Annotated in this window: 12 protein-coding genes; 7 read left to right on the top strand and 5 right to left on the bottom strand. The window is 36.8% G+C overall.

Annotation, left to right across the window (positions count from 1 at the left end; translation table 11 throughout):
- Nucleotides 1-16: 16 nt before the first annotated feature.
- Nucleotides 17-3,751, bottom strand: a complete 3,735-nt coding sequence (locus PR809_RS02980) for a DUF4132 domain-containing protein (RefSeq protein WP_206276293.1) — start codon at nt 3,749-3,751, stop codon at nt 17-19.
- Between the two features lie 356 nt (nt 3,752-4,107).
- On the opposite strand from PR809_RS02980, the gene PR809_RS02975 reads away from it, so the two are divergent.
- The 3 genes from PR809_RS02975 to PR809_RS02965 all read left to right on the top strand — a co-directional run bounded on the left by PR809_RS02975 (nt 4,108) and on the right by PR809_RS02965 (nt 6,233).
- The gene (locus PR809_RS02975) at nt 4,108-4,512 is read left to right on the top strand and encodes a RidA family protein (protein WP_206276292.1); all 405 of its coding nucleotides are present in this window, start codon (nt 4,108-4,110) and stop codon (nt 4,510-4,512) included.
- Between the two features lie 27 nt (nt 4,513-4,539).
- A complete protein-coding gene (locus tag PR809_RS02970) occupies nt 4,540-5,505 on the top strand; it encodes a threo-3-hydroxy-L-aspartate ammonia-lyase (protein WP_102138546.1) in 966 nt (321 codons plus the stop codon).
- 98 nt (nt 5,506-5,603) lie between these two features.
- A complete protein-coding gene (locus tag PR809_RS02965; protein WP_102138545.1) occupies nt 5,604-6,233 on the top strand; it encodes a helix-turn-helix transcriptional regulator in 630 nt (209 codons plus the stop codon).
- Here the strand turns inward: PR809_RS02965 and PR809_RS02960 are convergent.
- A complete protein-coding gene (locus tag PR809_RS02960) occupies nt 6,230-6,766 on the bottom strand; it encodes a metallophosphoesterase family protein (protein WP_102138544.1) in 537 nt (178 codons plus the stop codon). The genes PR809_RS02965 and PR809_RS02960 overlap by 4 nt on opposite strands.
- A gap of 242 nt (nt 6,767-7,008) precedes the next feature.
- On the opposite strand from PR809_RS02960, the gene PR809_RS02955 reads away from it, so the two are divergent.
- A complete protein-coding gene (locus PR809_RS02955; protein WP_206276291.1) occupies nt 7,009-7,887 on the top strand; it encodes an alpha/beta fold hydrolase in 879 nt (292 codons plus the stop codon).
- Between the two features lie 43 nt (nt 7,888-7,930).
- Here PR809_RS02955 and PR809_RS02950 read toward each other — a convergent pair whose 3' ends face one another.
- Nucleotides 7,931-8,815, bottom strand: a complete 885-nt coding sequence (locus PR809_RS02950) for a DUF362 domain-containing protein (RefSeq protein WP_102138542.1) — start codon at nt 8,813-8,815, stop codon at nt 7,931-7,933.
- Nucleotides 8,816-9,010: 195 nt separating this feature from the next.
- Nucleotides 9,011-16,324 (bottom strand): C80 family cysteine peptidase, encoded by a 7,314-nt coding sequence (locus PR809_RS02945; protein ID WP_206276290.1) that lies wholly within the window; start codon nt 16,322-16,324, stop codon nt 9,011-9,013.
- A gap of 243 nt (nt 16,325-16,567) precedes the next feature.
- Here PR809_RS02945 and PR809_RS02940 point away from each other — a divergent pair, with 243 nt between their 5' ends.
- Nucleotides 16,568-17,725: an iron-containing alcohol dehydrogenase gene (locus tag PR809_RS02940; RefSeq protein ID WP_206277067.1), complete on the top strand. Its 1,158-nt coding sequence runs from the start codon at nt 16,568-16,570 to the stop codon at nt 17,723-17,725.
- 38 nt (nt 17,726-17,763) lie between these two features.
- Here PR809_RS02940 and PR809_RS02935 read toward each other — a convergent pair whose 3' ends face one another.
- Nucleotides 17,764-19,173 (bottom strand): MFS transporter, encoded by a 1,410-nt coding sequence (locus PR809_RS02935; RefSeq protein WP_206277066.1) that lies wholly within the window; start codon nt 19,171-19,173, stop codon nt 17,764-17,766.
- A 98-nt stretch (nt 19,174-19,271) separates the two neighbouring features.
- On the opposite strand from PR809_RS02935, the gene PR809_RS02930 reads away from it, so the two are divergent.
- Together PR809_RS02930 and ydeE are read left to right on the top strand one after the other, a co-directional pair.
- A complete protein-coding gene (locus tag PR809_RS02930; protein WP_206277065.1) occupies nt 19,272-20,069 on the top strand; it encodes a helix-turn-helix transcriptional regulator in 798 nt (265 codons plus the stop codon).
- Nucleotides 20,070-20,350: 281 nt separating this feature from the next.
- Nucleotides 20,351-21,538 (top strand): efflux MFS transporter YdeE, encoded by a 1,188-nt coding sequence (gene ydeE / locus PR809_RS02925; protein ID WP_206277064.1) that lies wholly within the window; start codon nt 20,351-20,353, stop codon nt 21,536-21,538.
- The last annotated feature ends 27 nt before the right edge of the window (nt 21,539-21,565 follow it).

Raw genomic sequence — 21,565 nt, 5'->3', positions numbered from 1 at the left:
CCTACGTTAAACCCGCTTACCAAGGTGTTTTCTTTTCCCACTCAGGATCAAAACCTGCACACGTATCCGCAACTTTTAAATAATCCGCATAGCTTTCAGCTAACAAAATAGGCGGGATATCTTTTAACTCGATATAGCTACGGTTCCATGAGCTTTGTTGTGATTTCTCAAAGCTTAATGAATACAAAACGGCTGGGATATTTTCCTCTGGCACATAACTGCCACTAAATTCGATATAGACATAAAAACCTAAACTGGCGAAATGTTTTGCATAGTGGGTAAAGCTCCCACCATCTTCCGCCTGCCCGCGCTGGTAACCCATTTTTGTCAAGACGCCACGCAAGGTGTAGGTATCGGTTAGCCACCCTTTGCGGTCTTCAATTTCGGTTAATTTCAGATCCAAATCAGGGATTTTATGCTCCATTTGCGAGAATAAAAATTTAACTTTGTAATCTTTAAAATGTGCTACCCACGCTTTCCGTTCATCTTCACTGACCAATGCCGCATGGGCTAATTTGATATAAGAATCAGTAGATAGAGTGACTTCATCATCATCTAAATTTAATAAACTGCCATCGTCCGATGGACGAAATACATTCAGAATATTGTTGTCTTTGGTTTCTATCCAAACTAGTTTTTCAATAAGGCCACGCATCACCGGGTGTGCTTGAATATATTCCTGCCAGTCTGCGGTTGTCCAAAGGCGCTCTGCACACATCGCTTCATACAAACGTGCGGTTTGTAGTTCAATCACTTGTTTGAGCTCTTTTTTACTCGCAGTGAATAACTTTTTAGACTCTTTAGCCAACTCTTCATTGTCTGTTTTGCGTGCAGCAGGTAATGCTTTGATTTCTTTACCTTCTGGATTAAACAAAACTAATTTTTGCTGTGCATCCAGTTTCGCAGTAAACGTGCGGTCACCGTATTCAAGTGCCAAAATACCGGTTTCATCCATTCCCGCTGTTGGTATTGTTCTATCCGCAAGTTCATCTGCGCTCCAACCATTACGCTCGGCAATCTGAGCAACCAATCCGCGCGCTTTTTCTTGAACTGACGCGGTACGATAACGACGAGAAAGTGACAATAATAATTGAATGATGAGTGGGTCATTGCTTGTCGCCACCGCATCAATCATAGCTTCAATTTGTGCACGCCGTTGGTAGTGGTCACGCATATAATTACGCAATGTAGTCACGGCAAGGTGCCCTTCAATACCACAAATCAGTGCTAACATCCCTTTATCACTAATAGCGGAACCTAAATAACGGCGCAGTACTTCATTTTTTATCTCATTAAACGTCTGCTCTAACGTGTAGTTTTCATATTGGCTATAATATTCAGGCCAACGTTTCACCCAATCTTGATAATTAGCTAAGCGCTTTGGCGCATCGCGTTCTGCTTCCGCCATTGCCATTTCTAATGACGGCCCAGCAATGTCCTGCCCGATAAAACTATTTAAAATAAAACTGCCGAGTTTCTTTTGGCTATCGACTGAAAGTAAGCCAATATAACGTTGCAATAACCCATTACCTGCTGGCATTTTTAATTTAACGGCCAAGATCACCCACCAGCGAATAATATCGGCTTCTACGGGTTTATTATTTTGCCAAGTTAATGCAGGCAACGTATCTAAGTTAAACCACGCCATACTGGCAGGCGCTTTCGCTTTTAGCCCTTTTTGCGCTTCTGTTAATAACACTTTAGGCGCAAGGTAACCGGAAATATCTTCCCCAAATTGTTCCAGAGCGGTTAATAAGGCAGCCCGCACCACTTCGCGTTTTTCTTTCTTTAACAATGCATAAAGTGGTTTCAATGAATCAGGGCTTTTTAATCGTGCCAACCATTCAATTGCGGTAACACGAATTTCTTGCTTACCTGAATCTAACCCCTCAGCCGCATTAAGGTGAATATTCGGTAATGTCTCTAGTAGTTTCTGCGCACTCAGACGATGAGTTTTATTTTCCCCAAGAGCCAACTCCATAATACGCGGAATGAATCGCGCGGGAATGGTCGGCAGCATGGCAAGTACATCAATTCCACTCGCCGCATCATATTCTTGGTAATGACGTTGCTTTTCTTGTTGAGGAATTAAACCCAATGCTTCTGCAATAAAATCTGGGTGTTGAATAAAAAACGGCCAAACTTGTGCTGGCTGGTTAAAAATGGCTAACCCATTGGCATATGAGCGTAAGCAAAGGTCTGCAATTAACCGTGTTGCATTTTTAAAATGGCATTGTGTTAACGTTTTTTCTAATTGGCGCAATTCAATTTGCCCAAGAATTCTTGGTGGAACTTCTCGAGTAAGATGGTAATGGGATAGATGCTCTTCATTTGTGCGGTTATGGCTGATCAGACGTAATGCATGGAATAACGTAAATTCAGGCAAGTTAGTAATACGTTCTTTAAATTTCACCACGCTATATTCATGGTCAGTAATAATTTCCTTACCTGAATTTAGTTTATCAATCACTTTGCAACAAGCTTGTGCATTAAGCTTTTGGAATTCTTTGTAATGGCGTTGTGCCCAATTGTAGCTGTGCTTCTGTTGTTTATTTTCTTCAATTTCATTTTCTGCATTTTCTTTTGCTTTTTGCAGCATTTCATTGAAATTATTAACTAAAATATCTTTTGCACTTTCAGGCAGCGGTGTATCTTCTAATTCAACGAATTCAGGTAACTCGGCTTCTTCAACCTGGCTAGCTGTATCCATCACTGAAAATCTCGAAATCGCACTTTCAATACTTTTCAGGACGGTTTTATTCGTTTCTGTTGTTAATGCAGCTTCTAATATCTCTCGATGTTCACCTATTCGAGCAAATAAATCTGCGGCTTGAGTACGCTGTTTGGGCGTCCCTTCTGTTAAAATTTGGGTTAAATGTTGCGTGACCGATTGTGCAGGTAAAATTGCCATTGTAGGTTCCGCAGCTGCACGCACAGTCTTTAACGAGCTGGTGGCAAAAGAAACTAATACGTCAGCAAAAAGCGTATAAAGGTCAACATCTTTCTTCAACGTATTGACTAATTGAATTTGCCCAGCAGCAGATAAATGATTCACTAATGTCTGCTTAATAAACGCTTGCTCTGCAGTTAAATACGCTTTGAAACCAGGGATAGCAAAGAGCCGACTTAAGTTATCATAATGGTAATCGGATAAATGGTGCCGTTCGAAAATGATATATAAAATGGTGTTAGCCGGTTTATCTGTCTCTTGTTCGATAATTTCCGTTAGTAAGTCAAAATGCCAATGTTTTCGATGTTCTAACTTGGTATCCCGCGAATTATCATAGGTTTTTGCAAAGGCATCGCCCATTAAATAACTCACCCATGACGGTAATTCAGGCGTTAATACTTTGATATTAATATCTTGACATGCTGCAGCTAAAACTTTTGCAAAACGAGCGATTTGCGACGAAGTAATCCCATCACCCACTTTTGAATATAACTTATGTCTTGCATTTGCCCCTTGGCGAATTAATTTATTATATTGACTCGAGTTAAAGCTATTTCCTCCCCACCACCAATCTACGGTACCGGGTTTATCGAGTAAAATAACGGCTTTTTCGTTATCCAATTGGCTTAATTGAACCAATACTTCTGGCGATTTTCCATCTAACACATACTCTAAAACAGTTTTAGGCAATGCTTCATCTAGTACTGACAAAGGCAAAAGCGCTTCTTGTAAATATTGTTCTGCAACGGGTAATTCTTTTTTCCCAAAAATTGAAAGAAGATTAAATGTGAACTTTGCCATCTGATATCCCTAAAAGTATTTATATAACAACTTCTTATCATTTAAATGATATCGTCACAATTTGATTATTCTTAATCATTTTCAATTAGGATATATCACCTAGTCCGCCTTGCCACTTTAAATTCTGCCTATAGGAATATAGTGATGAATTTACGCTTAATAATTACCTTTTCCCCAATAAATCATTTGATTAACTCGCTTATATTTATATTTTTCTTTTTGCCATGTTGATGGACACTCCAATAACAATTTGTTGCTATTTACACCAAATTTATTCTCTAAAAAAGCATTGACTAAACAGATAGTCTAGAATTAGACTAAAAATCCAGTTAATGGTTTTTTATCGAGAGGTCGATATGAGTCAACTTATTGAGAGTGTGAATATTGAATGTGTCAATGCACCAACACTCATTGCCCCAAAAGGGCATTATTCACACTGCGTTACTGCAAATGGACTGGTTTTTATCTCAGGGCAATTGCCCGTTGATAAACTCGGTAATGCCATTACGAACGCGTCATTCCAAGAACAAGCCTCCCTTGTACTTGCTAATTTACAAGCATGCTTAAGTTCCGTTAATTGCGATAAAACGTATTTGGTTCAAGTCCGAGTTTATATAGCAAATATGGAAAACTGGCCGTTATTCAACCAGATATATGCTAAGTGGATAGGAGAGCACCGCCCAGCCCGTGCTGTTGCAGGCGTTTCTGAACTTCATTTTGGCGCAGCCTTAGAAATTGAAGCGATTGCAGTTTCTGTTTAACGACTTATTATTCATTGGGGTTATATCATGTCAGAATTAATACTACCGACTTATCAAGATGTGAAAGCAGCAGCACAACGTATTGCGGGGTTTGCGCATAAAACCCCTGTTCTTACTTCAACAACCGCAAATAAAGAATTTGGTGGTGAGCTGTTTTTTAAATGCGAAAACTTCCAACGCATGGGGGCTTTTAAATTTCGTGGGGCCTTTAATGCGTTAAGTTTATTAAGCCCTGAGCAGAAAAAAGCCGGTGTTATTGCATTTTCTTCTGGTAACCATGCGCAAGGCATCGCTTTAGCAGCACAACTTCTGCACATTCCAGCCACCATTCTAATGCCTAATGATGCACCTGCCGTGAAAGTTGCCGCTACGCAAGGTTACGGTGCTACCGTTATCCGTTTTGATCGCTACAAAGAAGACAGAGAAGTACTTTGCCAACAACTCGCAACGGAACAAGGGTTAACGATTATTCCTCCTTATGACCACCCTGATATCATCGCTGGCCAAGGCACAGCAGCAAAAGAGCTGATTGAAGAAGTGGGTGAATTAGATGCCCTGTTTGTTTGCTTAGGTGGCGGAGGCTTACTTTCTGGGTGTGCCATTGCAACCAGAGAGTTATCCCCTAATTGCCAAATTTATGGAGTTGAACCTTTAGCGGGCAATGATGCACAACAATCATTTCGTCGAGGGGAAATTGTGCACATTGATACGCCGAAAACCATCGCAGACGGTGCGCAAACCCAACATCTAGGTAACTACACCTTTGCAGTTATCAAAAATAAGGTTGATGATATTTTCACTGTAACTGATGAACAACTTATTGACCGCATGAAGTTTTATGCTGAACGAATGAAAATTATCGTGGAGCCAACAGGTTGCTTGTCCTATGCTGCCGCCCTTGCCCACAAAGAGTTGTTTCAAGGTAAGCGTGTGGGGATCATTGTCAGTGGAGGCAATGTCGATATTCAGCACTTTGCACAATTAGTATTATAGAGAATGGGTTTCATAATGTTCACCGCCCTTCATCTATTAGCAACACTGAAAATAGGTTAAAATTAACTATTACCGCTTGATAGATGAAGGGAAATGACATGTCAGATCAAAAAGATAATTCATTACTGGCTCAAGTTGAAATTATTGCAAAAGGCCTTAGTGAAACATTTGCGCCTTTTTGTGAAGTCGTTGTACACGACCTTAAAAACCCAGAACACTCAATCCTTTCGATTCATAATAACTTATCTGGTCGCCAAGTTGGTGAACCGACTACTGAACTCGGTCATGCAAGAATTGAATCTGCAGATTTTCCGAACATCATCGCCAATTATACCAACCAATTTTCTGATGGGCGCCCTGTAAAAAGTACGTCGATTGGCATTAAAGATGAGTCAGGGCAATATATCGCAGCATTGTGTTTAAATCTGGATATGACGTTGTTTAGAGGCATGCAAAGTATGCTGTCGCAGTTTATAGATGTGGGAAATAGCCCAATAAAAGAGCATATTGAGCCTAATGGTGCGGAAGCCATTCGCATGCGTATCGACCAATATGCAGCAACCTTAGCAGCGACACCTCGGACATTGAAAGCAGACGAAAGAAAAAACTTAATTGAAGTGCTGCGCAATGAAGGCCTGTTAGATATCAAAAAATCTATGGAAACAGTGGCACAACACTTAGGCGTATCAAGAGCTTCAGTTTATTTGTATGCAAAAAAAGAAAGTTAACTATTTGCCTTTTTTAATATCTGCTTAATACTAATAGGGAAAAAATTATTCACATCCACACCAACATTAATAGCCCGGGGCCCTAATACCGCTAAACGCTTAAACTGCTCGGGGTCTTTACCTGAATTATGAACATGTCCATATAAGTGAATCGCGTCACGGAAGAAACCTTGCCATTCTAGTATTGGGTAATGGAATAACACTAATTTTTGTTTTTGATATTCCAACTCATGATAGCTTTTAACCCATTCAAATAACGATTGGTCAAATTCGGGGTCGTCTAAAAATTTATCATGGTTGCCGCGGATCAAATATTTTTTCCCTGCTAAACGGCGTAATATTTTATTGGCATCCGCACCATTGCCCTTGTATAAAAAATCACCGAGTATGTAAATCTCATCATGATCAGTAACATACGCATTCCAGTTATGAATTAATGTATCATTCATGTGACTGGTGCTTTTAAATGGGCGATCACATAGGTTAATAATGTTCGAATGACAAAAATGGGTATCTGAAATAAAGTAAATCATATAAAACCTAAAAATATATTAATAATTATTCTACTCAAGCAAACGATTTGCTTACTACTTATCATATCTCAATGATTTTTAATTGCTTTACGGAATTGGCTGAAAAACAGACTTATATTGCGCTGCCATGGTATATTTCAATTATATCAAAGATAATCATTGCCAATTTTTATGGCTCGCAATTACAACGAAACTACGGCATATAAATAGCACTATTCATTAATAACGATCCCGGAAGAAAAATGACCAAAACTAATTCAGCTCCACTTTTTTATGACTCATTTGGAACACCAGATAACCCTGCAATTGTCCTTATTCCTGGTTTAGGTGGCCATAACATTAGCTGGACCTCCGATTTTTGTCAGGAGATTGCAGATGCCGGTTTTTATCTCTTACGTATAGATAACCGTGATGCGGGTTTATCTCATCATATCAATGAGTTTCCATCTATTAATTTAGGGGAATTGGTCGAAAAAATGCAAAAAGGTGAGCCTTTCACTATTCCTTATACTTTATTCGAGATGGCTGAGGATATTATCCATCTATTGGATACATTATCTATTGATAAAGCTCACTTTATTGGACGTTCTATGGGCGGAATGATAGCGCAAATAGTAGCAGCGAAATTCCCTGAACGTACACTCTCTCTTTGCACAATCATGTCATCAACAGGGAACCCAGCACTGCCACAAAGTGCTCCCGATGTAATGCAAATGTTGATGAGCCCAAGTGCTAACCCAAAAGAGGATTTAGAAGGATATTTATCAGGACAACTCGCATTTTATCGCCGGATCAGCTCAACATTCGGTCCATTTGATGAAAGTTATTACCGTGAATATATACTGCAATCGCTCGCACGTAATCATTCACCCGAAGGCACTAAACGCCAAATTGTTGCGGTTGCCGTTACCGGAGATCTGCGTCCTTATATTCAGCAAATTAACGTACCAACGTTGGTTATTCATGGTTCAATCGACCCGCTCTTCCCTTTAACCGCAGGGCAAGATATTGCTGACAATATTCCTAACGCAAAATTGGAAGTTATTGAAGGTATGGGCCACGAAACGCCACCAATGATTAATCCACTAATCGCAAAACTGGTAATTAATCATTTAAATTAATAGGTTAGCATGATAAGGCTCTAAAAATGAGCCTTAGTCACCATTATAGCCACCCTTGTTTCTTATGCTGTGCACAAATTGGGCAAATATGGGTATTTTCTTCCCAAGAAGAAAAGGGTAAGTGGCAAGTATGGCACTGCGCATCATAATAATGGAAAATTTTTGGCACGTTATTTTTAGCTGTATAGGTTTGTACATGAATAGATTTAGGAAAACAAACGACTTGGCAGCTCATGCAACCCGTACAGCGTTTTTCATCTATCAAAAATTGGTTATTTTCAATTTCTATCGCATGTTCATCACACATTTTGGCACAAGCACCACAAAGAATGCATTTTTCCGTGTCTAGCTCGACTTTAAACCAGCTATCTTCAGGGTAAAATTGCTTTCTCGCATTAAGCCCAGTTTTTACCTGTCCCTTATCCAAAGGTTTCGAATCTAATTTTTGACGAAATAGCATCATACGGCGGCCGCTATCAACTTGTTCCGGCTGAACAATACGCAATTGCCAAATAGGTTCTTGTAATGCTTTGAGTTTTAAGTTTAATGCCGCTATCGTTGGCAACCATTTATCAACCCACGGTTCAGCAATTTGCATCCCACGAATACCATATTGCCGGTGCCAAACAATCAGTTCATCCGCATTCGCAATAGGCTCGTCATGGTTTACTATCAGAAACTCCCCTTGATAACTACGTTCATGAGGGTTGATATTTTCAATAGCATCTACAGGGCAAGCAAATAAACAATTACCGCATTGGAAACACAGTTCATTATTAATTTCTGCATTCATATGGCTAAACGATACCGCACCGACGGGACAACTGGTGGCACAATTATCACAGATGCTATTTTTCAGGCGTTTCCTTACGCACTGACCATTAATTATGGGTTCAGGAGGCAGCTCTAAACTAATAAAACGTCTCATTGCTATATACTCTCCCGTTACAACAAAAAATAATATATTTTAAATAACTTGCTACATTTAATCGTTAAATTCTAGCATCAATTTTAAAACTATTTTAGTACAACACTTTGTAGATAAAGATGATTTGGGCTAAATAATGACTTAAAAACCACAAAACTCCCTATATTTTTAAGTTTTGTGGTTTACCTCGCCTCTCTAACTTACTTTTTTCATGTAATTATCCACAAGGTTAACAGGGGCCCAATCCACCTGTAAATGTTCAATATCCTGCATACCAATACCGTTTTCTTCATCTTGTAAACGCAATGCAGCTAACGACTCCACTAGATGATCCAATTTTTGTTGGGTTGAATGCGCATCTAACCCCTCTAAAGATTGCACATGAACAACAGTAGGCGCTATCGTATTCGGATACTGAAATATTTTCACGCTGCGTCCCTGCTCTGAAGTATAAATATATCGAGTTGCATTACTCCGGTGATCAGGTTCTTCTCGAGTGACGTCCTTATTAAAATTAATGAGGTAAATCGTGTTTTCACCGCCAAGGCTATACAGCGAATTCCAACCGACAATTTCACCATTAATAATAAAGCTATTTTTCCCACTGGCATCTGTTAACAACCCATTTGAACCATTGGAGATGAAAACATCATTTCCTTCACCACCATATAAATTGGTATCACTTGTTGACGCATAAAGAACATTATTCCCCTCAATACCATCTGGTATTGAAATAGCTCCTGTGACTGCTTGCCCTTTAAATACTCGTCCAACTCCACTTCTATCCCAAATTTTTTGCTCTGAACCACTTGTCCGAATAAACAAACGCCTAAATGGTGCATTCTCACTAATATGTATATTCTTTGCCTCTGTATCAATAATTGATGAAAAACTTAGCTCGTTAGAAAAATGTTTAAATTCATCCATAGGGTGCCAAATCTGCTCGGGCGCTAATTCTGTTTTATATTGGCGCTGTTCAGCAAGGTAGCGAACTAAATGAGCCATACCATCATTATGAATATGGATTGGCATATGTGAGGGTAATCGCTGGTGGTGATAAACTTGATTATTGTTATTTTTATTATCTTGGGGGATTTTTACTTTGACTGTCCGCAAATTAGATTCCGATGTATAAAGATGGTAAGTCTCTTCTCGTTGATTTATGACCTTATACTCTGTTCTAAAGTTAAATAAATGAATACGATTAAATCCAACTTGGTCTACTATCTCTGTATTACCGAGGCCTTTACTTCCATCGATTAAATAATGATCCCCACCTCCTTGTCCATCAAGTTTATCATTACCTAAATCAGATAGAATCAGATCGCTCTTTTCACCACCATATACATAATCATTACCGTTTCCCCCATACAAAACATTCGCCCCTCCATTGACAATCACAATATCATTACCATCACCTGAATTTATGATATTTCCTGTCATGCTATTATCTTCAATGAGGTCATCACCATTGTTTGTATCTAAAATAGGATAGCGGGAATTATATCCCTTAGGGATTTTCATATAATCATCCCTTTCCGTGGGTAACTCCAAACATTCAACGGCCTCTACATCATGAAACTCTTGCCCCACTTTTATTTTAAATAGACTTCCATGACCATCTTTAATGTAAATGTCTTTACTCATTGGAAATGATAAATTAATAAGATTAATTTCAAGTTTTTCATTACTGAACTTATCATATAAAAATATTGATGTCCCTAATGCCTTAATATTAAACCCATTCTCATAAGGTAACAAAATTAGTACATCAAAATCATCTTTCATTTCTGGTTTAATATTTAAAAAATCAAACGTTATTTTACCTTTAAAAATTTGATCTGGGCTAACCTGATAAATATCTTTCCCTTTAGTAATCATAACATGGCTGTTTCTACTTACCATTAATAGATAGTCACCACTACTGCTTCCCTCATATTCTAGCTTACTTACTAACCCATGAAATTTAAAATCTCCCCATAGGGGTTGATGGTGTATTTTATTATCAACTGAAATCGTTTTTTCACTCTCATCAATACTCATTGTAGTAGCAACGCCCTTTTGATAAGTAATGTTGAAAATATTTTCACTGATAATATGTGAAGTACTTGAGTCTAAATCATTTAATTTAGTATTTAATACAAACCCGTCCCGTGTATGTAATTGATAGCGATGAACAATCTCTCTACCATTACTATAGCGTTTATACATGTTTTTTAAAGTAACATTCAATATTAATTTTTTGGTTTCTGACTCCGCTAATTTCATTTCAATAGCTAAGATGAGGTCATTACCAGAGATACACACCCCCTTGATTTCGTTTAATGTATACCCTAAGTTTACTCTGCTTTGGCTTTGGGTATTTTCAATAATTACAGCAGATAGCTCTAATAAGTTATTATTTAATTCATCTTGCTCATTGTACCAATCAACACGACGTAGAAAATAACTATCATCCCCTTCGCCACCATTAACTATTCCAGATTCAAATATTAACTGGTCATCTCCCTCCAGACCTTGAATAAAGGCAATTGTTGCCCCAGCATCCAATGTGTTGGATTCTTTATTGCCTAATAGTTCTGCTTTCGTAGTTCTATCCCCAATTAGCATCACATCATGAACATTACGTAGATGTATCCGCTTAACGCCATGATTTATTAACGCTACTTCTGATGTCTCATTGCTCAAATTGATATCAATTTTACACTTAGATGGAATATCTTTAATAATTATGCCATTACTGCCGCCGTTACCATCAAAATAAATATCTTTGTTTTCTTGAACATCATACTTAAATAACAAGGACAAGTTTGTAATGTCATCCATTTCTCCTCCGACTAGAAATTTATGCCCTGTATTGATGTTAAACAAATTCCTTGAGTTTTTTTTCCCAACGATAATATCTGTCCCATTTCCTGGGTTAAAACTAATGTTTTTTTGCTTTGCTTCTTTTTCATATCGATAACCAATATTTTGCATACCTTCATAAATAACCCTAGGGCTCTCACTCAACAACTCCCTTGCAATATCAATAGGTTGATTTAAAAATTCACTCCCTAGCCTATGTACTGCAATATTGCTATTAATATCTGGATGAGTAATATTGGTGTAATTATTTCTGGCTTGAAATAACCGTAATTCTGATGCCGATAAAGAACTTAATTGTGTAGCAACTGACTGCCTTTTTTTTAGTCTATAAGACGTACCCAAGTTATTTTTATGTAAGAACTCTTTTAATAATGAACTATCATATTCAGGGTTAAGCACAATAATATCGTTGGCAACCTCCTCACCAATGTCTTTATAATCGATAGGGGCCTTTTTATTCACAAGCCTAAAACGATAATTAAAATTCAGTTCATTAATGCTTTGAGGTTGAGTGCTTTTTACCCAGCGATTATCTTGAGGATCATAATAATAATTTTCCCGAATAAAATTAATTTGCTCGATAGTATAGTAAGGCCCGATTTCATCACTATCAATATGACGAAGAAATACACTATTATCCGAATCAGAAAACTCTATACTATCAATTGCTTTTGAATTATCTCTATAATAAATATAATACTTTATATGTTCCTCAAGGATCGGTTTACCAACCAGTTGCAAGTGTTCATCAAACCCCTGATATAAAAATGATGACTTAAAAGTATCTAAATCTTGTTGCCAATTTATATTTTTAAAGTAAGTTAAATGCTGTTTATAACTAAATCGATTTAATATATTGTCTGAAGGGGGAAAACCAAGTGCGGCACGAATACCTTCTCTAGCTTTTTCATCCCAGTCTAGAGACTCACCGAGTTCCTCTTCAATTTTTTCTACTGCGCGAATACCTGTATATACCATCCCTCCAATTAATAAGGAACCCGCAACAATTAAACCAACAACGGGTATTGCAGATGAACCAATGATTATACCAATCATAGTTACACCACCCACAGCGATGTTGGCAATTGACAATGAACCATTCACAATTAAATCTTGCCGATCTTTATCATTTGTAACTTTATCTAGCTGTTCGAATGCTTCACAAGCTTGATATACATCTAGACCCATTCCAATTAAGTTAAATATAATTGTAATACGAGCCGTAATTTTCGATGACACATTAAATGAGCCAGCTTGTTTATAAGCTAGCTTAAGTAAAATAGGTTGTAAGACCATATCTCCATAATTAAAAAATGCATTTGCACAGGCTAGATCAAGATTTCTCTGTATTTCTCGCTTTTCTTTCTCTGATAAATTAGGATTATCTAATTCATCTATCAACTGATAGACAGAATTGGTCGTCAAAAATATTCCTGTAGAACCAACTCCTTGTCCGAAATGATTAGCCATTCTGGCATAGACTGGTAATTTAGCACCGACACGCCGTAAATCTTCCATGGCTGTCTCCATATTCGCCCAATCATCAAATTGTAATTTCTGAATAATCTGGAATTGTTCTTGTAGTACGGCCCTTGGTTGGAGCATTGAATTACCATCAATTCGTCTTGCTATTTGATCATTTTGTAAGCTCTTATTAAGCATTTTAATTAAATTAATATCCTTTTCATTGCCAGTTAAAAAGGCTAACTGAAATACTAATTTGTCAGGATTAAATTTAACATTATCCTCCCAGTTTGCGAGCTTAGTATGTTTAAAATCTAATGGCTCGTTATATACCGTAGCCCCAATATCTCTAAGCGTTTTCAATGAGGTGACCTGCTCGCCAAAAATAATTTCCGAGTTATCAGTCACTGATATTTCTGATAACCTGAAAATGACATCTAGCTCACTCATTATATTTTTCTGCATACTTTGGTATGCTTCACTCTTTGTATTTATAGATTTCACTTCGCCAAACAGGGCTTCACCTACTTCATGTTTAAATCCTGCAATACTTCCTCTTGTGGACGCTGTACCATCCTCTTTGATTATTTCTTGGTTAATATATTCATTGAAAATATTAAATAAGTGTTGCTTTGCTTGGCTAAATTCTGAATGACTAATAATCACCTCGACACCTGTTGTATCGGATAAAGTCAGAAAGTACTTATCATTGTACGAGTAGCTTGTAATTGTATATATTTCTTCATCACTTTGAAACGTGATGATTTGATTGTTCCCTATATTTTCAAATAAGACTATGTGAGATTGCTCGTTTATTTCATTAGAAACAGCGCCTAATAAATCAGAATTAAATTGATATATTTCATCAAACCGATTGAGTAATTTCAGCTCATTGCTGGTAATATTACCCAATTCTTTTTTACGTGTTAGTTTCGTTAAAACCTCTAATTTATCATTAAATTGTAAACGTTGTTCATTAGTTAAATTACTATATTTTAAAAGATGTAAAAAATAGAGTCCTTCAAAATAATGTATCTCAACTGGTAATTTATTGAGTGTAATGCCGAACCCGTCTTTAAATGATAACTGAGAGAGTGCTGCATAATTGGATTTTATTTTTTCATTTAAATCAATAATTAATTCAAACTCTTTTCTTAATGATTTTTTATCTGCAAATGGCATTTCAATATCTATATAGATAATTAAAAAGTCTTCAATATGTTGATTATATTCTTTTAACTTTATTGGGTCTTGAACTAATTTCAAAACTTCTGCATGATTATAACCTTGTCCACTTGGGAATAACTCAGACAAACGGCTTATAGACTGTTTACTTAGGTAATTTATTTTTTCAGGCTGGTGACTTAAAAATGCCAAAATTTCCTTTACTTCAATAACCTGTTGCTTAATCCCAGTAGTGCCATCATCAGAAAAAATTGAATCCCACATCTGGGAAAAATAGTTTTCATTCTCAGCATCACATATTTTGTTAATTCTTTTGCTGATGATCGGGTCATATGCTGCAACTTTTAATTTATCTTTATCAATACTCCCATCTTGGAATGTAAAGTGTCCTTTTAAATAAAGGTTTTTACTTATATCAATGTTTTCTATTAGCAAATTACCTATGCTAATATCCTCAAGTAATGCTCTTATTTTATGTCTTGTTTCAAAATTATTCTCTAAAAAGACTTTTGAATATATTCCATTTGTTTTTAGTTTACTATTTAAATCTTCAAAAAAACTTATTTTCTCATCTTTAGTTAATAATGATTTTTTATCGGTTAAATACAGTGAAATACTTTCTGGCATTTTAAAACCATATCTTAATCTTAATACATTTAACGAGTTAGCATAGTTTTGTACATAACCAGGTTCAGGATGAAGATTATCTATTAACATCCACTGTTGTTTGGGTGCCTTGAGTAACTGCTCTATGTCACCATGCTCTAAGAAAAACTCCATTGTATTCGGATTTAACTGAAACAACAGTGTGCTATTCGGGAAATCCTTCAGTAGATCTTCCGTATATTTTTTCCCTACAATCCCCCTTCCTGTTCGAATAATGATTTTGATATTATCGTTATTTTTTTGCGAGTTAACATTCACATTGTCTTTATTGATCATTAACCATAATGGTGCTTCTAATATTCCAACATTCTCATATTCACGAAGTATTTCACGTCTAAAATCACTATTAAATAGAATGCCTTTCGTGTTTAATTTATTTTTAAAAATAGCGTATGCATCATGGTTAAAAGCCACTTTCTTAATCAAATCAATGTCGATTTTATACTCATTGTTTGGATCCCTAAAAATATCCATTGCAGTAGAGTGGTAATCTTTTATTAACTGCCAAACGTCTAGCTCACCACTTCTTAACTCATTGATAAAATATAAACTAGCATGCTTGCCATTAATATAGGCTTGCTGGTCAGTTTGGTTAATATTAACTTCTAACCGCCAATTCTTAGTAGATTGCGTTTCCCCAGTTAAATCATATGGCCACGTTATTTTTTTACTGCCACTCGTGACACCGATAGGCCTATTATACCCCACGACTGGAAGATATATTCCCTGTTTAGCTAGTTCAACACTTGCCCTAAAAACAAAATTTTCATTTACACCCCCACGGCCTAATTGGCAGCCGGCTAAAACAATCTTATTTGGTGGGTATGCTTTTAACACATGACTTTTAAGATACTTCAGCCCTGCAATAAGTTGGTATGCTTGGTACCCTTCAAAATAACTTTGCTGGTTACGTCCTTTATACTGCCCATGGCCAATAACCGCCCAACGTATTTTCCCTTTAATTTTAGTTTCTAAGTCACCATGTAGTACCTTCCATTGTTCATTTGCAATATCAAACTGTATTACAAGTGAATTATTAGGAAATTTCGCTAATAATCGACCCGTTGATTTAGCCGCAGTGTCATCACCTCCTATTTGAATCAAAACGTGATAATCATGTGTAGAGTCATTTGTTGGCTTACTCATTGAATGATGAGCAATTTTAAGCCTTGTAAATTCATCTATAGGATTAAACCAATTAGATATATTGTTAAGTTCAGAAGATTGTTCCCCTACTAATGGCCTACCATCTATATGTTCCGTTAAAAATATCAAATCTTTATTAATTATTTTATAATTAATTTTCTTATCATTTATATTTATCATCTGAATTTTCTGTCCATGTCAAATTAAAGCCCACCTTCAACTTAACAAGATTGCCACATCAGTAAAATATAAAAAAAAACAATTAAGATTAACTACAATTAACAATGATCAAGATAATTTCTCTATTGAAATATAAACCATTAAATCGATATGATATGCAATCATTTAGGTTGTATTATGTTTACTTGTAATTATATGCATGTAATTATTTAGATTCACTTCTACTTTCTACGAGGGCCATATATGAACAATTTCGAATTTTATAACCCCACTCGTATCATTTTTGGTGAAGGTAAAATCAGCGAACTTGACCGAGTTGTCCCTAAAAATGCTAAGGTTCTTATTTTATTTGGCGGTGAAAGTGCAAGAAAAACAGGAACCTTAAGCGAAGTTGAGCAAGCTTTAGGGTCTCGAACATTCGACCATTTTGGTGGGATTGAGGCTAATCCTCGCTATGAAACCTTGATCAAAGCTGTCGATAAAATTGAAAAAGAAGGCTTTGATTTTTTACTAGCTGTGGGTGGCGGTTCCGTCATTGATGGCGTTAAATTTGTCGCTGCTGCGGTAAATTATCCAGGCGATAAATGGGAAGTAGTCACAAACAGAGGTGCGACCATAAAAACTGCGCTGCCTTTTGGTACAGTATTAACATTACCTGCTACAGGTTCTGAAATGAACAAAGGTTCTGTGATCACTCGTGAAGAACTGCATTCTAAACTTGCTTTTATGAGCGACCATGTATTTCCTCAATTCTCTATTCTTGACCCAGTAAAAACCTATACTTTACCGACTCGCCAAATCAGTAATGGCGTTGTTGACGCTTTCGTTCATGTTATTGAACAATATTTAACTTATCCAGTGAATGCCTACGTTCAAGATGCATTTGCAGAAGGTTTATTAAAAACATTAATAGAAATTGGCCCTAAAGCTCTTGAGACACCAAAAGATTATGATATTCGTGCCAATTTAATGTGGACGGCTACGTTGGCTTTAAATGGTTTAATCGGTGTTGGTGTTCCACAAGACTGGTCTACACATATGTTAGGCCATGAAATCACTGTGCTGTATGGTTTGGATCATGCACAAACACTCGCTATTGTTCTGCCATCTATGTTGGCCGAAAGATTACCACAGAAACAAGATAAGTTAGCACAATATGCTGAACGAGTTTGGGGAATTACATCTGGTTCAGAGCAAGAGAAAGCATTAAAATCTATCGAGTTAACTCGAGCATTCTTTGAAAAAATGCAAGTAGGCACACGTTTTAGTGACTACCAGCTGACTCAAGATGTTATTGAACCATTAATCAACAGCTTGGCTGCACACGATATGGTGAAATTAGGCGAGCACCAAGATATTGACCTAGTGGTTAGCCGTCGCGTATATACGGCTGCACTGTAATCTGATATTAAAGGAGCAATTGATACTGCTCCTTTCCCCTACACTTTTAATTTTTTGTTATTATTAACTAAGCACCATAATAATAGTCCTGCACATGATGCCATAACCATATTGAAATACAGGCTATTAATCACCGATGCTTTTAACTGCAGAAAAGCATTTTCGTATGAAGAAGCCAATAAGCTATATTGCATAATAACAGAAGCCACTGTTGCCCCTAAAGCAGCCCCGACTTGTTGTAATGTCGCCATAACGCCTGATGCCATTCCTGAAAATGTTGAATTAACCCGTGATAAAATTAAGTTCAACATAGGGGTCATAATCATTCCTTGGGTAAACCCAATAAGAAATAATGCCGGCGTAATAATATTTAGATTGGTTGTTGGAGTAACAATGAACAGTAATCCAATGAATAGCAAATAGCTCAAACCATAGCCAATTGCCCCGCCCACAATAACCTTATCCCCTAAACAATTAGTCCATTTGGGCGTTAATAATGAAGATAGTACAAAGCCTATACTTGCGGGCACAAAGATCAATCCAGAGTCTAACGGCGTTAAGCCAAACCCACGTTGTAATAGTATGGATGTTAATAAAGGAAAGGCAGATGATGTCGCATAAACACATAACACGGTAAATAGACCAATCACATAAGCTTTATTAAAAAGTAGCTGGATACTCAATAATGGCACTTTATTTGCGCGTTCCAGCTTTCGTTCCCAAACAATAAACAGTAACAGAATTAAACTGCCCATGAGTAATAAACCACTACAGAGCCATGTCCATCCCCAAATTGGCAACATCAGTAAAGGAAACAGAACCATAGCAATTCCTATACTGGATAGTACAACGCCATACCAATCTAAATTAACACTCAGTTTTTTCCCCTCATATAAGTAATGGGACAGCCCTATAGCTACAGCACCAATCGGGATATTAATTAAAAATATCATTCGCCAGCCCAATTCTAGAACATTCATAGTAATCAGCCAGCCCCCTAAAGCCTGCCCAGCGATGGCAGCAAGACCTAATGTCATACCTAGATAACCAAACGCTTTTTTAGCTTGTGCTCCTTCAAAATTCACATGAATACTGGAATAAACTTGTGGAAATAATAAAGCAGCAGATAACCCTTGAACACAACGCGCGAGCACTAGAATTCCCGCAGTAGGAGCGACCGCACATAATGCAGATGAAATAACAAAAAATACCATACCTAGTCGATACAATGTTCTTTTGCCATATATGTCTCCTAATCTCCCTCCTGTTATCAATAACAAACCAAATGCTAGTTCATAACCAACAATAATTAGTGTTAATTCCGTTAAGTTTGCATTTAATGATTTTTCAATACTGACAATTGCAACATTAACAACAAATAAGTCAAAAATTGTCACAAAACCAGCTAGTAATAAGACCACCAATGCAATAATTTGATGCTTGTTCATCTGTTTCTCATTTCGACAATATAGGAAACGAGGACTATAATTGCTTAATTATCCTGATACAATTTAACCATTTATACTATTACTAAAAGCAATAGACTATGAAAGATAGACAAAGAACTCGTCCAGAACTTGCTGATTTTCTTAAAAATAAACGTGAAAGTGTTTCACCTGAACAACTCGGCTTACCTAGAAGCACTCGGCGTAGAACCTCGGGGTTACGGCGTGAAGAAGTCGCCGCTCTTGCTGGAGTTGGTCTAACTTGGTATACATGGCTAGAACAAGGTAGAGATATTGGCGTTTCTAACCAATTTTTGGATAACCTTTCGAAGGCTCTACTATTAAATAGCGCTGAACGACAGCACCTTTATTTACTTACACAAAATAGAGAACCCTCAGCCACTGGCCAGACTGAACATCATGTTCCTGCCGCAATAACTCGAATGATAAATGACTTTCCTTCAGACTATCTTTGTTATGTTCTCAACTTACACTGGGATGTACTTGCTTTTAACGCATTGGCTGATAAATACTTCCATTTTTCAAGCGCAGAGCCCTACTATTGTAATTTTCTCTATTTGCTGTTTATGGATGAACGCTACCAAACTCGTTTTCCTAATTGGCCTCTTGTCACACAACAATTGTTAGCCAGTTTCCGACGCGACTATGCTCGGACGAAAAACAACCCTCACATTCAAAAACTGGTTAATACCTTAAGCTCAAAATCAGATTACTTTAATACCTTATGGAATAAACATGAAATTTATCAACCTTGTACGGGAATTCGTGAAATAAGTTACCAAAACTGCACTCAGCACTATGACTATACTTCGTTGACTTTTGATATAGACAAAGGAAATCGGCTTCTAGTTTATATGCCAAAAAAGCAAAAACTTTAAAGCTATTTTTTAAGGATAGAGTCTTTTTTGACCTAATTGAGTAATAAAGTTTTTCCTTTATTGTGTAGAATTACTCACTAGCATATAACATTCAATTAGGTTGTCGGTGTTTCATATTTCCAGATATTTAATTGAAAATGGTACATTAGCATCAGCAAAATATCGTTTTCAATTTTGAGCATTAATCACCATATCTCACCACTGTAAATTTAGGTATTTTATAGCTTACAGATAGTTTGAAACAAATATATAACAACAATTAATAAGTTAGGTTGTGAGCCATGTTATCTAAATTTAATATATCAAACAGTGCATTACTTGCATCGTCACTGCTCTTAACTATTGGGCGTGGTGCAACATTGCCCTTTATGGCTATTTACTTAACCCGCGAATATAAAATGGCTATTGATATTGTCGGTGTCGCAATGTCAATGGCTATGGTGGTCGGTGTTTTATTTAGCATGGGCTTTGGTATGCTAGCTGACCGCGTTGACAAAAAACGCTGCATGTTATCTGCAGTTATCGCCTTTATTTGTGGGTTTGTTGCAATACCTATCGTTAATAATGCAATTCTCGTCATTATTTTCTTTTCGCTAATAAATTGCTCTTATTCCGTGTTCTCAACGGTACTAAAAGCCTATTTTGCAGATACTCTTACCGTTGCATTAAAAGCAAAAATATTTTCCTTAAATTATACATTCATTAATATAGGTTGGACCGTTGGGCCACCTATTGGTACTTGGTTATTAATGTATAGCATTAACTTACCATTCTATTTAGCTGCAATTTCTGCCGCTTTCCCTATATTCTTTATACATAGGTTTGTGCAAAGCATAAAACCAATACCTTTAGAAGAAGGCCAGATCCGTAAATGGAACCCTGTCGCTATGCTAAGAGATCAAGTCCTAGCATGGTTTATTTTATCCACCTTCTTAGGCTCATTAGTTTTCGGTACTTTTACGACTTGGATATCGCAGTATGCCATTACCGTTGCTAACAGCGACTTTGCCCAAGTGGTTATTGGCGTTATTTTACCTGTGAATGCAATTGTCGTTGTAACTTTGCAATATACGGTCGGCAAACGGATCACTCCAGATAATTTAAGAAAATTAATGACATTAGGTAGCCTATTTTTCATTTTAGGATTGGCAACCTTTATGTATTCTCATGAAAATTTATACCTTTGGGCTCTTGGCGCCTTTATTTTCACTCTAGGTGAGTTAATCTATGCCCCTGGAGAATATATGTTAATTGATAGTATTGCCCCTGACGGAATGAAGGCCAGTTATTTTTCGGCTCAATCTCTAGGGCTACTTGGTGGTGCATTTAATCCGATGTTAACAGGAGTTGTACTAACTGAACTTCCACCCTATTTTATTTTCATTATTCTTATGTTTATTACATTTTTAGCCTGGCTATCCATGTTAAATGGAATGCGTCTAAGAAAAAAACAATTATTAGTTGTCTGACCCCTCGCATTTTCTCCACCGAAAAAC

The organism is Providencia sp. PROV201, assembly GCF_028479545.1.
Lineage (GTDB): Bacteria > Pseudomonadota > Gammaproteobacteria > Enterobacterales > Enterobacteriaceae > Providencia > Providencia huaxiensis.
Note: the sequence above shows the minus strand (reverse complement) of the source record. Positions and strands in the feature narration are given on the sequence as shown.

What these genes read in the sequence shown, in the direction of transcription:
- PR809_RS02980 (WP_206276293.1), bottom strand. Translation starts at nt 3,751, where the DNA reads ATGGCAAAGTTCACATTTAATCTTCTTTCAATTTTTGGGAAAAAAGAA.
- PR809_RS02975 (WP_206276292.1), top strand. Translation starts at nt 4,108, where the DNA reads ATGAGTCAACTTATTGAGAGTGTGAATATTGAATGTGTCAATGCACCA.
- PR809_RS02970 (WP_102138546.1), top strand. Translation starts at nt 4,540, where the DNA reads ATGTCAGAATTAATACTACCGACTTATCAAGATGTGAAAGCAGCAGCA.
- PR809_RS02965 (WP_102138545.1), top strand. Translation starts at nt 5,604, where the DNA reads ATGTCAGATCAAAAAGATAATTCATTACTGGCTCAAGTTGAAATTATT.
- PR809_RS02960 (WP_102138544.1), bottom strand. Translation starts at nt 6,766, where the DNA reads ATGATTTACTTTATTTCAGATACCCATTTTTGTCATTCGAACATTATT.
- PR809_RS02955 (WP_206276291.1), top strand. Translation starts at nt 7,009, where the DNA reads ATGACCAAAACTAATTCAGCTCCACTTTTTTATGACTCATTTGGAACA.
- PR809_RS02950 (WP_102138542.1), bottom strand. Translation starts at nt 8,815, where the DNA reads ATGAGACGTTTTATTAGTTTAGAGCTGCCTCCTGAACCCATAATTAAT.
- PR809_RS02945 (WP_206276290.1), bottom strand. Translation starts at nt 16,324, where the DNA reads ATGATAAATATAAATGATAAGAAAATTAATTATAAAATAATTAATAAA.
- PR809_RS02940 (WP_206277067.1), top strand. Translation starts at nt 16,568, where the DNA reads ATGAACAATTTCGAATTTTATAACCCCACTCGTATCATTTTTGGTGAA.
- PR809_RS02935 (WP_206277066.1), bottom strand. Translation starts at nt 19,173, where the DNA reads ATGAACAAGCATCAAATTATTGCATTGGTGGTCTTATTACTAGCTGGT.
- PR809_RS02930 (WP_206277065.1), top strand. Translation starts at nt 19,272, where the DNA reads ATGAAAGATAGACAAAGAACTCGTCCAGAACTTGCTGATTTTCTTAAA.
- ydeE (WP_206277064.1), top strand. Translation starts at nt 20,351, where the DNA reads ATGTTATCTAAATTTAATATATCAAACAGTGCATTACTTGCATCGTCA.